The organism is Ramlibacter sp. (assembly GCF_036676645.1).
Taxonomy (GTDB): domain Bacteria; phylum Pseudomonadota; class Gammaproteobacteria; order Burkholderiales; family Burkholderiaceae_C; genus Ramlibacter.
In genome coordinates, this window is record NZ_JAKFCM010000007.1 from 77,269 (window position 1) to 90,676 (window position 13,408).

Sequence of the window (13,408 nt, forward strand, 5' to 3'; positions counted from 1 at the left end):
GCGTTTCTCTGCGAATCTCTATTTTTTCTCTGCAGGTTTCTCTGCAAGCCGCCACTGCGGCGCACTGTCGACACCGGCGTTGTAGATCAGCCCGCGGCGCCGCAGCTTGGTCAGCAAGTTGTTGATCTTGTTGACTTTTTGCTCCTGGGTCAGGGCTTCGCTGAGCTTGCCCAGGAGCAGCCGGTTGATCTCGGATCGGGTCGCCTGGCCGAATTTCTCCAGGAAGTCGGTCAGCAGCTTTGCATAGAAAGCATCGTCCTGCGCCCGCATGCGGATGTAGTCGGCCTGCCCGGCGGTTGCCTTGGCGATGGCGGCCGACACGTGGTAGTTCGGCTTGCGCCCTTCGATCAGGCCGGCCTTGCGCAGGCGCTTGGCAACGGCATCTTCGATCGGCAGGCGCTTCTGCACGCGGTCGAGCGCGAAGACATCGGCGAGGGGAAGGTCGGTCTTCTGGATCAGCAGACGGCTGTAGGCGGGATCGACCACCCCGCCATGGATGGTCATTCGGACGGCGCCCGACTGGCCAAGGTCGTAGTCCGGCAGGGGCATGTAGCGCCTGGCCTGTCCCTTGTGCATTTCATGGATGCCGTAGCCCATGGTGTCGATCATGTTCAGCTCGGCCATGGCCTGCGCGAGGAAGGGGTTGCGGTAGCGGCGCGGCGTCTTGTTGCCGGCGACGTAGTCACCCGGCTGACCCTCGAAGAAGCCGCCTTCGTTCTCGAACACCAGCCGATCGGGCTGCTCCGTCACCACGATGCGGCCGTTGCGCGCGTAATCCTGGTGGGCGATGCAGTTGTGGATGGCTTCGAGCACGACCCGCTGGTCGTACTTGGCCACTTCCACCGGCAGCAACGAGTCCTCCGGGAGGATGCGCACCTGGATGTTGCGCACCCGCTGGTACAGGGCCGACGTGTTCAGCAGGAAAGGCGGCCCCAGATGCTCGTAGGCCCGCTCGGATCCCTCGAGCTTCCAGGTCAATTGCGCCGGGTTCGGCAGCAGCAGGTGGGCCGCCTCGGCCTTGCCCAGCAGCAGCAACGTTGCACGAGTGAGTTCCCCATCCCGTGTCAGCTTGGCGCGGTCGAGAAAGGCCTCAAGCGGCCAGTTGCGAACCTCTTCGCCGGCAAAGCGGTTAGCGTACTTGGTGGCAAAGGATTCTCGCGCCGCCGCGAGCGCACGCTCGTCCAGGTGGGCGAGCGTGGCGCCTGCAACCCGATGCGCAGTCCAATCGGTCAGCAAGGTCTGGCGGCGGATTTCCTCCAGCTTGTCGAGTCCTAGCGAGGTGAGGCTCTCTCCGGCACGCGCGAAGTAGTGCCCCTTCCAGGCGATGGGCATGCCCCGAGGCGCCGGCGGCACCTCGAACAGCAGCACGCGGCCGCCGGCATGATCCAGTTCGTGGATGTTCCGGAAGGTGACGCTCGGCTCGGCACCTTGGGCGACCTGCATCTTCAGCCCCTGCAGCCGATTGGCGTCACGCCGATAGCCGGAGCCCACCACCGACCGGGTCCGGTCGTTCACGCCGAATACGAGCCATGCGCGCTCCGCAGTCCGCAGGTTCGCTTCATTCGAGAGGGCCGAGAAGTACTCGCCGATCCGGTCGGTGTCGTAGTCCCCACTGGCTTGTTTGAACTCCACCACCTCGCTTTCCCACCCGGTCAGCAGGGACGCGAGCAGGTCGTTCAAGGCTGTCTGTTCCATTCGTCAGCAGGTTAAGCGGCGGATTCGCCGCAGCGGCCGGGACAGGCTCTCCCGGCTGAAGCTGATAGCAGAGAGCGCTCCTGCTATTCGATCGCCTTGCCCATCTCCTCGACCACCTTCTTGGCGTCGCCGAACACCATCATGGTCTTGTCCATGTAGAACAGCTCGTTGTCCAGGCCGGCGTAGCCGGCGGCCATGGAGCGCTTGTTGACGATCACGGTCTTGGCCTTGTAGGCCTCCAGGATCGGCATGCCGTAGATCGGGCTGCCCTTTTGCAGCGCCGCCGGATTGACCACGTCGTTGGCGCCCAGCACGATGGCCACGTCGGCCTGGCCGAACTCGCCGTTGATGTCCTCCATCTCGAACACCTGGTCGTAGGGCACCTCGGCCTCGGCCAGCAGCACATTCATGTGCCCGGGCATGCGCCCGGCCACCGGGTGGATCGCGTACTTGACCGTGATGCCCTTGTCGGTGAGCTTCTGGGCCAGCTCCTTGACCGCGTGCTGGGCGCGCGCCACCGCCAGCCCGTAGCCCGGCACGATCACCACCGTCTCGGCGTTGGACAGCACGAACGCGGCGTCGTCGGCGCTGCCGCTCTTGACCGCGCGCTGCACCGCTGCGCCGGCGGCCGCCTGGCCCGCTTCGCCGCCGAAGCCGCCCAGGATCACGTTGAAGAACGAGCGGTTCATCGCCTTGCACATGATGTACGAGAGGATCGCCCCCGAGCTGCCCACCAGCGAGCCGGCGATGATCAGCATGGCGTTGTTCAGCGAGAAGCCGATGCCCGCGGCCGCCCAGCCCGAGTACGAGTTGAGCATGGACACCACCACCGGCATGTCGGCCCCGCCGATCGGGATGATGATCAGCACGCCCATCACGAAGGCCAGCGCCAGCATCGCGAAGAAGGCCGTCCAGCTGCCGCTGAAGGTGAACACCAGCCCCAGCGCGAGGGTCACCAGCCCCAGCACCAGGTTGAGCAGGTGCTGGCCGGCGAACACCACCGGCGCGCCCTGGAACAGGCGGAACTTGTAGCTGCCCGAGAGCTTGCCAAAGGCGATCACCGAGCCGGAGAAGGTGATCGCGCCGATCGCCGCACCCAGGAACAGCTCCAGCTTGTTGCCGGTGGGAATCGGCTCGCCCCGGGGCAGCCCGTTCAAGAGCGCCGCGGGCTCCAGCACCGCCGCCACCGCGATGAACACCGCCGCCAGGCCGATCATGCTGTGGAAGAAGGCCACCAGCTCGGGCATCTTGGTCATCTCCACGGTCCTGGCGCGCCAGGCACCGTAGGCGCCGCCGGCCACCAGCCCCACCAGCACCCAGGCCAGGCCGCCGGCGCTGCCGGCCAGCTCGACGATCAGGGCGGCGGTGGTGAGCGCGGCGATCGCCATGCCCACCATGCCGAAGAGGTTGCCGCGGATCGAGGTGGTCGGGTGCGACAGGCCCTTGAGCGCCTGGATGAAGCACACCGACGCTGCCAGGTACAGCAGCGTGACGAGGTTCATGCTCATTGGGGCGCCCCCGCGGCCTTCCTGTCCTTCTTCCTGAACATCTCCAGCATGCGCCGGGTGACCAGGAAGCCGCCGAAGATGTTCACCGCCGCCAGCGCCACCGCCAGCACGCCCATCGCCCGGCCGGCCCAGGTCTCGGTCTGCGCGGCCGCCAGCATGGCCCCGACGATCACGATGGCCGAGATCGCGTTCGTCACGGCCATCAGCGGCGTGTGCAGCGCCGGCGTGACGGTCCACACCACGTGGTAGCCCACGTAGATGGCCAGCACGAAGATGATGAGGTTGGTGATGGTGTGGCTGACTTCCATGTCGATTCCAGTTGAGGACAGGGCTGAAGGCCTGTCCCCAAAATCATTTCGCTTTCTTCACTTCCCCGCCCTGCGCCATCAGGCACGCCGCCACGATGTCGTCGTCCAGGTCGATGTTCAGCTGGCCTTCCTTGTCGATGATCAGCTTGAGGAAGTCCAGCACGTTGCGCGCATACAGCGACGAGGCGTCCGCCGCCACCAGTGCCGGCAGGTTGGTCTCGCCCACCAGCGTGACGCCGTGCTTGACCACGGTGCGGCCCGGCTCGGTCAGCGGGCAGTTGCCGCCCTGCGGCGCCGCCAGGTCGACGATCACCGAGCCCGCCTTCATGGATCGGACCATCTCCTCGGTCACCAGCACCGGCGCCGCCCGCCCGGGGATCAGCGCGGTGGTGATCACCACGTCGGCCTGCGCCACCCGCTTGGCCACCTCGACCTTCTGGCGCTCCAGCCAGCTCGGCGGCATCGGTCGGGCGTAGCCGCCCACGCCCTCGGCCGCTTCCTTCTCTTCGGCCGTCTCGTAGGGCACGTCGATGAACTTCGCGCCCAGCGACTCGACCTGCTCCTTCACCGACGGGCGCACGTCCGAGGCCTCGATCACCGCGCCCAGCCGCTTGGCGGTGGCGATCGCCTGCAGGCCGGCCACGCCGACGCCCAGGATCACCACCCGGGCGGCCTTCACCGTGCCGGCGGCGGTCATCAGCATCGGGAAGAAGCGCTGGTAGCGGTCGGCCGCGATCATCACGGCCTTGTAGCCGGCAATGTTGGCCTGCGAACTGAGCACGTCCATGCTCTGCGCGCGCGTGGTGCGCGGCGCCGCCTCCAGGGCAAAGGCCGTCAGCCCGGCCGCCGCCAGGCGCTGCAGCCCGGCCGCATCGAAGGGGTTGAGCATGCCCACCAGCGTGGTGCCGGGCTTCATGGCCGCCAGCTCGTCGTCCTGCGGCGCTCGCACCTTGAGCACCAGCTCGCAGCCCAGCGCGCCGGCCTGGTCGGTGATCTCGGCACCGGCGGCGACGAAGGCCTCGTCCGTGGCGCTGGCCGCCAGGCCGGCCGCCGATGCGACCCGCACCGTGTGGCCCTGCGCCTTGAGCTTCTTCGCGGTTTCCGGCGTGACGGCAACGCGGGTTTCGCCCGCCGTGGTTTCGGCGGGCACACCTATCTGCATGGGGCGATCTCCTCGCTTTCGCTGAGCTTGTAAAAACTTGGTTCAAGCTTACCTGAACTCTGCAGGTGGCTACGGACACGGCACGGTTGGGCCGGGCCGCTGCGCCCCGGCTGGGCCGGGAGCGGTCCTACACCGACGCAAGATGGCGTCCCACGACGATGAGCTGGCACGGCACCAAAAACTGCCCGAATGCCACGCCCCGCCTTCCTCTCCTCGCCACTGACCGGCGCCCGCGCCAACGGTGTCTGCTACCTGGGCGCCGCGCGCGCGCGGCGCAAGTTCGAGCTGTATTACCCGGACGGATTCCAGGACGAGACCTACCTGATCGCCGAGCGCGCCTACAAGGAGCGGGCCCACCTCGAGTGGCAGGCGGAGCTGGGGCCGGCCGAATTCCGCAAGCTGCTCGCCCGCGGCGAGTTCCGCCAGATCGCCGACACCGCGATCCGGATCGAGTCGCGCACCAACCTGCTGTTCTCGTTCGAGAAGATGGCCCTGCGCGACGCGCTGCGCACCCCGGCCGGGGCGCGCCTGTTCGCGCACGAGCTGTACGCCTTCCTGTACGGCCGGGGGCCGCTGCAGCGCAAGTTCGAGGACTGGGTGCAGGCGGTGGCGGACCTGCCCCGGCGCGAGGCCCGGGTGCTGACCTGGCCGGTGGTGACGGTGTTCGGCTTCATCGCGCGCCCGGACCGGCACCTGTTCCTCAAGCCGCGGGTCACGCGCAAGGCGGCGCGCGCCTACGGCTTCGATTTCGGCTACCGCCCCGAGCCCTCCTGGCCGGTGTACCAGGGCCTGCTGACGTTCGGCGCCATCATCCGGCGCGACCTCGACCGCCGGCTGGGCTTCCGCTCGCGCGACATGATCGACGTGCAGTCGTTCATCTGGGTGCAAGGGTCGGAGGAATACGAGGCCTAATAATCGGCGCGATGGAGCCCGCGCGCTGGAAGCCCAATGTCACTGCTGCGGCGGTCATCGAACGCGACGGCCGCTTCCTGCTGGTGGAGGAGGAGACCCGCGACGGGCTCAGGCTGAACAACCCGGCCGGCCACCTGGACCCGGGCGAATCGCCGGCGCAGGCCTGCGCGCGCGAGGCGCTGGAGGAAACCGCCCACCCGTTCGAGCCCACCGCCCTGGTCGGCATCTACCTGTCGCGCGCGCCGCGGTCCGGCCGCGGCGAGGACGTGACCTACCTGCGCTTCGCGTTCTGCGGCCGGCTGGGCGAGCCGCTGCCGGGACAGCCGCTGGACGCCGGCATCGTGCGCCTCCTGTGGCTGACGCCGGACGAGGTGCGCGCCAGCCGCGACCGCCACCGCAGCCCCTCGGTGCTGCGCTGCATCGAGGACTACCTGGCCGGCGTGCGCTACCCGCTGTCGCTGGTGACGATGCACGCCTGCGCCGCGCGCCCGGCCTGATCCCTGCCCCGGCGAGGAGAAGGGCCCCGCCGGGATAATCCCACCCATGGGCAGCAGTCGCAGGGTGGTGGTCGGCTTGAGCGGAGGGGTCGACTCCGCCGTCAGCGCCTGGCTGCTCAAGCAGCAGGGCTGGGACGTCGTCGGCCTCTTCATGAAGAACTGGGAAGACGACGATGACGACGAGTACTGCTCCTCGCGTCAGGACTTCCTGGATGCGGCCGCCGTCGCCGACGTGATCGGCATCGAGCTGGAGCACGTCAACTTCGCCGCCGAGTACAAGGACCGGGTCTTTGCCGAGTTCCTGCGCGAGTACCAGGCCGGCCGCACGCCCAACCCGGACGTGCTGTGCAACGCCGAGATCAAGTTCAAGTCCTTCCTCGACCACGCCCTGCGGCTGGGCGCCGGCAGGATCGCGACCGGCCACTATGCCCGGGTGCGCGAGGCCGGCGGCGGCTTCCAGCTGCTCAAGGGCCTGGACGAGACCAAGGACCAGAGCTATTTCCTGCACCGGCTGACCCAGGCGCAGCTGGCACGCAGCCTGTTTCCGGTCGGCGAGCTGCGCAAGACCGAGGTGCGGCGCATCGCCGCCGAGATCGGCCTGCCCAACGCCAAGAAGAAGGACTCGACCGGCATCTGCTTCATCGGCGAGCGGCCGTTCCGCGAATTCCTCAACCGCTACATCGCCAAGGAGCCCGGCCCGGTCAAGGACGAGCGCGGCCGCGTGATCGGCCAGCACCAGGGCCTGTCGTTCTACACGCTCGGCCAGCGCCAGGGCCTGGGCATCGGCGGCATCAAGCCCCGGGGCGCGCACAGGGGCGGCGGCGAGCATGCGCCCTGGTTCGTGGCGCGCAAGGACATGGCCGCCAACACGCTGTGGGTGGTGCAGGGCCACGACCACCCCTGGCTGCAGTCGAGCGCGCTGGAAGCCCAGGATGCGAGCTGGATCGCCGGCCAGGCGCCCGCCGCCGGAACATATGGATCCAAGACCCGCTACCGGCAGGCCGATGCGCCCTGCGTGCTGGCCGCCGGCGCCGACGGCGCCTTCCGCCTGGACTTCCCGCAGCCGCAATGGGCGGTGACGCCGGGGCAGTCGGCCGTGCTCTACGACGGCGAGGTCTGCCTGGGCGGCGGGGTCATCGCCGCGGCTGCGCGCTGAGGCACTCGCGCGCCTGCGCCGCCATCCGGCGCACCAGTTCCGCGGCCGGCGCCACGTCGCCGATCAGGCCAACCGCTTCGCCGACCATGACGCAGGTGTCGTCGGGGTTGCCGGACGCGGCGCCGCGCCAGTAGCGCGCCTCCTCGCGATCCAGGACCTCCGGCCGGACCAGCTCCTCCTCGTGGCCGTGCCAGCGGGCGGCAAAACCGGTGTGCAGGATGCGCGCGGTGAAACCGGGGGGCCAGACGTAGCGGCGCGCCAGGTCGGGCACCCGGCTGCGCACGGTGGAGTCGCCGTCGGCCGCCACGGCGGCCTCCTGCAGGCCGGCCGGCCACAGGGACTCCGGGCTCATCAGCAGGCGCGAGCCGATCAGCGCGCCGTCCGCGCCCAGCATCAGCGCCGCGGCCAGGCCGCGGCCGTCGGCCACGCCGCCGGCCGCCAGCAGCAGCGTGTCGGGCGCGCTGCGGGCGATCAGGTCGGCCACTTCCGGCACCAGGGTGAAGGTGGACCGCTGCAGGCCATGCCCGCCGGCCTCGCTGCCCTGGGCCACCAGCATGTCGGCCCCCGCAGCCAGCGCTTGGCGCGCCATGGCCAGCGTCTGCACCTGGCAGATCACCTGCGCGCCGGCCTCGCGGATGCGCGGGACGAAGGGCGCCGGGTCGCCGAAGGACAGCATCACGGCCGCCGGCCGGTGCGCCAGCATCCGGTCCAGCAGCTCGGGCTGGCGCGCCAGCGACCAGGTGATGATGCCGACGCCGACGCGCGCATCCCCGGCGGCGGCGAACTCGCGCTCCAGCCAGTCGGCCTGGCCGTAGCCACCGCCGATCAAACCGAGGCCGCCGCCCATGCTGACGGCAGCGGCCAGCTGGCCGCCGGCCACCCCGCCCATCGGTGCGCCCACGATGGGCAGTTCGATACCGAGCTTGCGCGTCAGCCGGGTTTCCATGGGTGCGTCCCTCCGATGGCGAAAGGCGCCATCAGACCATGGATCCCCGCCCCGGCGCGCGAGGCACGCCGGGTCGCCACAAGGTCAGCAGGGGTGGCCGCGTCGGACCGGCGGCCCCAGGCACCGGCCTGCGCGGCAGGCCGGCAGGTCTTCAGAACGGGATGTCGTCGTCCATGTCCTCGAAGCCGGACGCGGACTTGGTGGCCGGGGCACGCTGGGGCGCCGGGGCCGGCCGGGCCGCCGGCGCGCGGCGCTCGCCGCCGCCTTCGTAGTCGTCGCCGGCCGAGGGGCCGCCCATGCCTTCGCGGCGGCCCAGCATCTGCATCGTGTCGGCGCGGATCTCGGTGCTGTACTTCTCCTGGCCCTGCGGGTCGGTCCACTTGCGGGTGCGGATGCTGCCTTCCACGTAGACCTGCGAGCCCTTCTTGAGGTACTCGCCGGCGATCTCGGCCAGCCGGTCGTTGAACACCACCCGGTGCCACTCGGTGTGCTCGCGCGGCTCGCCGGTCTGCTTGTCCTTCCACTTGTCGGTGGTGGCAATGGTCACGTTGCAGACGCGCCCGCCGCTGGGGAAGGTGCGCATTTCGGGATCGCGGCCGAGGTTGCCCACGATGATGACTTTGTTGACGGATGCCATTGAGGTGTTCCTCCGGAAGTTCGGGCGATTATGTGGGTTTACGCGGCCCCGGCCTCGTCCGCCAGCACCTGTTCCGGCGAGGGCGAGCGGCCCGGGGCACGCATGGGCCATGCGACCAGCAGCCAGAGGAACAGCGCACCGGCGCAGGCGGCGAACAGCCCGGCCTCCCCAACGTGCTTGGCCAGCCAGCCGCCGACCGCGCCGCCGGCGAAGAAGCCCAGCGATTGAAGGGTGTTGTAGACGCCCAGGGCGGCGCCGCGGGCATGGGCCGGCGCCAGCCGCGAGGCCAGGCTGGGCTGGGTCGCCTCCAGCACGTTGAAGCCGATGAAGAAGACGAACAGCACCAGCCCCAGCGGCCATATCGAGGGTTGTGCGGCCAGCAGGGCAAAGCCCAGCTGGGCGACCAGCAGCAGCCCGATCGAGGCCAGGAACACCGCCCGCAGGTAGCCGCGCCGCTCCAGCGGGAACAGGGTGGCCGCCATCACACCGACCGCTGCCGTGATGGCCGGCAGGTAGACCGTCCAGTGGCCGTCCTTGTCCAGCCCGGCCTGCACCAGCAGGCCGGGCAGCGCCACCCACATGGCCAGTTGCACCCCATGCAGCACGAACACCCCCAGGTTCAGGCGCAGCAGCGGCGCGTTGCGCAACACGTCCGACAGCCGCCCGCGCGGGACATCGGCATGCACGATGGGCTCCGGCGGCGTCCACCAGGCGACCACCGCCATGCAGGCCAGCGCCAGCACGCCGGTCAGGGCGAACAGGCCGGCCAGCCCGATCCAGCGCGCCACCACCGGCGACGCCACCAGCGAAATGGCGAACATCAGGCCGATGCTGGCCCCCACCAGCGCCATCGCCTTGGTGCGGACCTCGTCGCGGGTCTGGTCGGCCAGCAGGGCGGTCACGGCCGCCGACACCGCCCCGGCGCCCTGCAGCGAGCGCCCCACGATCAGCCAGAACACGCTGTCCGCCGCCGCCGCCAGGAAGCTGCCGGCGGCGAACACCAGCAGGCCCAGCAGGATCACGCGCTTGCGGCCGAACCGGTCGGACGCCATGCCATAGGGGATCTGCAGCAGGCCCTGGGTCAGGCCGTAGATACCCATGGCCAGCCCGACCAGGACCGGGTCGTCGCCGCCGGGGTAGCGGGCCGCCTCCAGCGCGAACACGGGCAGCACCAGGAACAGACCCAGCATGCGGGCGGCGAAGACCAGCGAGAGCGAGCCGCTGGCGCGGCGCTCGTCGGGGGTCATGCGATGGGTGGATCGGGGGGAAGCTGGAGTCACGGGCTTGGGTCACCGCCGGCTCGAGGGCAAAAGGCCGGGCGGCAGGGCTGCATTGTCAGGCAAGGGGCGGCAGCGGCGTTCCGCCGGCCGCGGGCCCCGGCCTATCATGGCGGGTTTCCCCTCGCCAGCCCGACCGTTGAACACCCCCGACGAAGGCAAGTACCTCGCGCGCCCGCTGCAGGACCAGCGCATCGCCATCCGCGGTGCGCGCACCCACAACCTCAAGAACGTCGACCTGGACCTGCCGCGCAACCGGCTGGTGGTGATCACCGGGCTGTCGGGCTCGGGCAAGTCCTCGCTCGCCTTCGACACGCTGTACGCCGAAGGGCAGCGGCGCTACGTGGAAAGCCTGTCGGCCTATGCCCGGCAGTTCCTGCAGCTCATGGACAAGCCGGACGTCGACCTGATCGAGGGCCTGTCGCCGGCCATCGCCATCGAGCAGAAGGCCACCAGCCACAACCCGCGCTCCACCGTGGGCACGGTGACCGAGATCCACGACTACCTGCGGCTGCTGTACGCCCGCGCCGGCACGCCCCACTGCCCCAACCACGGCCTTCCGCTGTCGTCGCAAACCGTCTCGCAGATGGTGGACGCGGCGCTGGCGCTGCCGGCCGACACCCGGCTGATGGTGCTGGCGCCGGTGGCACGCGAGCGCAAGGGCGAGTTCGAGGAGCTGTTCGCCCAGATGCAGGCGCAGGGCTACGTGCGCTTCCGCATCGACGGCGCGATCGCGGAGGCGGACCGGCTGCCCCGGCTGAAGAAGAACGAGAAGCACGACATCGACGTCGTGATCGACCGGCTCAAGGTCCGCGCCGAAGTGCAGCAGCGCCTGGCCGAGAGTTTCGAGGCCGCGCTGCGGCTGGCCGACGGCCGGGCCGTCGCGCTGGAGATGGACGGCGGCCGCGAACACCTGTTCAACGCCCGCTTCGCCTGCCCGGTCTGCCACTGGTCCATCGCCGAGCTGGAGCCGCGCCTGTTCTCCTTCAACTCGCCGGTCGGCGCCTGCCCGGCCTGCGACGGCCTGGGCTGCCTCGACTTCTTCGACCCGCAGCGGGTGGTCGCCTTCCCCTCCTTGTCGCTGGCCTCGGGCGCGATCAAGGGCTGGGACCGGCGCAACCCGTACTACTTCAGCATGATCGAGAGCCTGGCGCGGCACTACAAGTTCAGCGTCGACGAGCCCTTCGAGCACCTGGCCCCGGCGGTGCAGCAGACCGTGCTGCAGGGCACGGGCGAGGAAGAGGTCCGCTTCAACTACGTGATGGAGTCGGGCGCCTCCGCCGGCCGCAAGGTCACGCGCAAGCACCCGTTCGAGGGCGTGATCCCGAACATGGCACGGCGCCTGCGCGAGACCGACTCGCCGGTCGTGCGCGAAGAGCTGTCCCGCTACCGCAGCCTGCAGCCCTGCCCCGAATGCGGCGGCACCCGGCTGCGGCCGGAGGCGCGGCACGTGCGCGTCGGCGAGGACGGCCAGTCCCGCACGCTCCACGAGGTCGGGCGGGCCACGCTGTCCGAGGCGCAGGTCTGGTTCGACGGCTTGCAGCTGTCCGGCGCCAAGGCCGAGATCGCGGCCAAGATCGTGCGGGAGATCGCCGCCCGGCTGAAATTCCTCAACGATGTCGGCCTGGGCTACCTGAGCCTGGAGCGCAGCGCCGAGACGCTGTCCGGCGGCGAGGCGCAGCGCATCCGGCTGGCCAGCCAGATCGGCTCGGGCCTGACCGGCGTGATGTACGTGCTGGACGAACCCAGCATCGGCCTGCACCAGCGCGACAACGACCGCCTGATCGGCACGCTCAAGCACCTGCGCGACCTGGGCAACAGCGTGCTGGTGGTCGAGCACGACGAGGACATGATCCGGGCCGCCGACCACGTGGTCGACATGGGCCCGGGCGCGGGCATCCACGGCGGCCGGGTGATGGCCCAGGGCACGCCGCAGGACGTGCAGGACAGCCCGGGGTCGCTGACCGGGCGCTACCTGGCCGGCACGCTGGCCATCCCCGTGCCGCCCCGGCGCAACCCCTGGCTGCCGGTGCCCGGCGGTGCGCCGGGCGCCCTGCAGCGCCTGCACATCGCCGGCGCGCGCGGCCACAACCTCCGGGACGTGACGGTGGACTTCCCGGTCGGATTGCTGACCTGCGTGACCGGCGTGTCCGGCTCCGGCAAGTCGACCCTGGTCAACGACACCCTGTATGCGGCCGTCGCGCGGACGCTGTACCGGGCGCACGAGGATCCGGCGCCGCACGACGAGATCGAGGGCATCGAGCAATTCGACAAGGTGATCAACGTCGACCAGTCGCCGATCGGCCGCACCCCGCGCAGCAACCCGGCCACCTACACCGGCCTGTTCACGCCGATCCGCGAGCTGATGGCCGAAACCGCGACCGCCAAGGAGCGCGGCTACGGGCCCGGACGGTTCTCCTTCAACGTGGCCGGCGGCCGCTGCGAAGCCTGCCAGGGCGACGGCGTGGTCAAGGTCGAGATGCACTTCCTGCCCGACGTGTACGTGCCCTGCGACGTCTGCAAGGGCCAGCGCTACAACCGCGAGACGCTGGAAGTCCAATGGAAGGGCCGCAACATCGCGCAGATCCTGGACATGACGGTGGAGGATGCCCACGCCTTCCTGAAGGCCGTGCCGGCGATCGCGCGCAAGCTGCAGACGCTGCTGGACGTAGGCCTGTCGTACATCCAGCTGGGCCAGGCCGCCACCACCCTGTCGGGCGGCGAGGCGCAGCGCGTGAAGCTGGCGCTCGAGCTGTCCAAGCGCGACACCGGGCGCACGCTCTACATCCTGGACGAGCCCACCACCGGCCTGCACTTCGGCGACATCGCCTTGCTGCTGAAGGTGCTGCACCAGTTGCGCGATGCCGGCAACACCATCGTGGTGATCGAACACAACCTGGACGTGATCAAGACCGCCGACTGGGTGATCGACATGGGGCCGGAAGGCGGCGACGGCGGCGGCACCGTGGTGGCGGCGGGCACGCCCGAAACCATCGCCGCGAATCCGGCGAGCCACACCGGGCGCTACCTCAAGCGCCTGCTCTGAACCGCGCGGGCGTTGCGGCCGCGGGAGATGGATTCCGGCTTGCGCCGGAATGACACAAAGGGCGCCGGCATGAAGCAGAGGCAGCGGCATGAAGCAGAGGCGGCGACATGACACACGGAGGCATGTCATTGCGGCCTTGAGCCAGTAGTGTCCGGAGATCCATTCTCATTTGCGTCGTAAGTTGTTGATACGCTTGAGAAAAGAGCCCCTCCCCCGCGAAATCTATATCGATCGGCGTTGAGCGGGCTCGCACACTCGCTTCCA

11 protein-coding genes are annotated in these 13,408 nt (G+C 69.8%); 4 read left to right on the forward strand and 7 right to left on the reverse strand.

The window, feature by feature from the left end; translation table 11 throughout:
* Nucleotides 1-18: 18 nt before the first annotated feature.
* The 4 genes from V6M57_RS00825 to V6M57_RS00840 all read right to left on the reverse strand — a co-directional run bounded on the left by V6M57_RS00825 (nucleotide 19) and on the right by V6M57_RS00840 (nucleotide 4,673).
* A complete protein-coding gene (locus V6M57_RS00825; RefSeq protein WP_332813072.1) occupies nucleotides 19-1,680 on the reverse strand; it encodes an RNA-binding domain-containing protein in 1,662 nt (553 codons plus the stop codon).
* A 98-nt stretch (nucleotides 1,681-1,778) separates the two neighbouring features.
* The gene (locus V6M57_RS00830; protein ID WP_332813073.1) at nucleotides 1,779-3,203 is read right to left on the reverse strand and encodes an NAD(P)(+) transhydrogenase (Re/Si-specific) subunit beta; all 1,425 of its coding nucleotides are present in this window, start codon (nucleotides 3,201-3,203) and stop codon (nucleotides 1,779-1,781) included.
* On the reverse strand, nucleotides 3,200-3,511 hold the full coding sequence (locus tag V6M57_RS00835; RefSeq protein WP_332813074.1) for an NAD(P) transhydrogenase subunit alpha: 312 nt from the start codon (nucleotides 3,509-3,511) through the stop codon (nucleotides 3,200-3,202). The genes V6M57_RS00830 and V6M57_RS00835 overlap by 4 nt, the downstream gene beginning before the upstream one ends.
* A gap of 43 nt (nucleotides 3,512-3,554) precedes the next feature.
* Nucleotides 3,555-4,673 (reverse strand): Re/Si-specific NAD(P)(+) transhydrogenase subunit alpha, encoded by a 1,119-nt coding sequence (locus V6M57_RS00840; protein WP_332813075.1) that lies wholly within the window; start codon nucleotides 4,671-4,673, stop codon nucleotides 3,555-3,557.
* A gap of 189 nt (nucleotides 4,674-4,862) precedes the next feature.
* Between V6M57_RS00840 and V6M57_RS00845 the strand changes: the two genes are divergently transcribed.
* Genes V6M57_RS00845 through mnmA form a run of 3 tightly spaced genes read left to right on the forward strand, consistent with a single transcriptional unit; the run spans nucleotide 4,863 to nucleotide 7,238 of the window.
* Nucleotides 4,863-5,585 carry a hypothetical protein gene (locus V6M57_RS00845; protein ID WP_332813076.1) on the forward strand — a complete coding sequence of 241 codons (723 nt, stop codon included), beginning with the start codon at nucleotides 4,863-4,865 and terminating at the stop codon, nucleotides 5,583-5,585.
* A gap of 11 nt (nucleotides 5,586-5,596) precedes the next feature.
* A complete protein-coding gene (locus V6M57_RS00850; protein WP_332813077.1) occupies nucleotides 5,597-6,082 on the forward strand; it encodes an NUDIX hydrolase in 486 nt (161 codons plus the stop codon).
* A 46-nt stretch (nucleotides 6,083-6,128) separates the two neighbouring features.
* A complete protein-coding gene (mnmA, locus tag V6M57_RS00855; RefSeq protein WP_332813078.1) occupies nucleotides 6,129-7,238 on the forward strand; it encodes a tRNA 2-thiouridine(34) synthase MnmA in 1,110 nt (369 codons plus the stop codon).
* Here the strand turns inward: mnmA and V6M57_RS00860 are convergent.
* The 3 genes from V6M57_RS00860 to V6M57_RS00870 form a co-directional block, all read right to left on the reverse strand.
* Nucleotides 7,216-8,184 (reverse strand): NAD(P)H-dependent flavin oxidoreductase, encoded by a 969-nt coding sequence (locus V6M57_RS00860; protein WP_332813079.1) that lies wholly within the window; start codon nucleotides 8,182-8,184, stop codon nucleotides 7,216-7,218. The genes mnmA and V6M57_RS00860 overlap by 23 nt on opposite strands.
* A 151-nt stretch (nucleotides 8,185-8,335) precedes the next feature.
* The gene (gene ssb / locus V6M57_RS00865) at nucleotides 8,336-8,821 is read right to left on the reverse strand and encodes a single-stranded DNA-binding protein (protein WP_332813080.1); all 486 of its coding nucleotides are present in this window, start codon (nucleotides 8,819-8,821) and stop codon (nucleotides 8,336-8,338) included.
* Nucleotides 8,822-8,859: 38 nt separating this feature from the next.
* A complete protein-coding gene (locus tag V6M57_RS00870) occupies nucleotides 8,860-10,068 on the reverse strand; it encodes an MFS transporter (RefSeq protein WP_332813081.1) in 1,209 nt (402 codons plus the stop codon).
* A gap of 139 nt (nucleotides 10,069-10,207) precedes the next feature.
* On the opposite strand from V6M57_RS00870, the gene uvrA reads away from it, so the two are divergent.
* Nucleotides 10,208-13,144: an excinuclease ABC subunit UvrA gene (gene uvrA / locus V6M57_RS00875; RefSeq protein WP_442968764.1), complete on the forward strand. Its 2,937-nt coding sequence runs from the start codon at nucleotides 10,208-10,210 to the stop codon at nucleotides 13,142-13,144.
* The last annotated feature ends 264 nt before the right edge of the window (nucleotides 13,145-13,408 follow it).

Coding starts and splice junctions, on each gene's coding strand:
- V6M57_RS00830 (WP_332813073.1), bottom strand. CDS start 3,203: ATGAGCATGAACCTCGTCACGCTGCTGTACCTGGCAGCGTCGGTGTGC.
- V6M57_RS00870 (WP_332813081.1), bottom strand. CDS start 10,068: ATGACCCCCGACGAGCGCCGCGCCAGCGGCTCGCTCTCGCTGGTCTTC.
- ssb (WP_332813080.1), bottom strand. CDS start 8,821: ATGGCATCCGTCAACAAAGTCATCATCGTGGGCAACCTCGGCCGCGAT.
- V6M57_RS00860 (WP_332813079.1), bottom strand. CDS start 8,184: ATGGAAACCCGGCTGACGCGCAAGCTCGGTATCGAACTGCCCATCGTG.
- V6M57_RS00845 (WP_332813076.1), top strand. CDS start 4,863: ATGCCACGCCCCGCCTTCCTCTCCTCGCCACTGACCGGCGCCCGCGCC.
- V6M57_RS00850 (WP_332813077.1), top strand. CDS start 5,597: ATGGAGCCCGCGCGCTGGAAGCCCAATGTCACTGCTGCGGCGGTCATC.
- uvrA (WP_442968764.1), top strand. CDS start 10,208: ATGGCGGGTTTCCCCTCGCCAGCCCGACCGTTGAACACCCCCGACGAA.
- V6M57_RS00835 (WP_332813074.1), bottom strand. CDS start 3,511: ATGGAAGTCAGCCACACCATCACCAACCTCATCATCTTCGTGCTGGCC.
- mnmA (WP_332813078.1), top strand. CDS start 6,129: ATGGGCAGCAGTCGCAGGGTGGTGGTCGGCTTGAGCGGAGGGGTCGAC.
- V6M57_RS00840 (WP_332813075.1), bottom strand. CDS start 4,673: ATGCAGATAGGTGTGCCCGCCGAAACCACGGCGGGCGAAACCCGCGTT.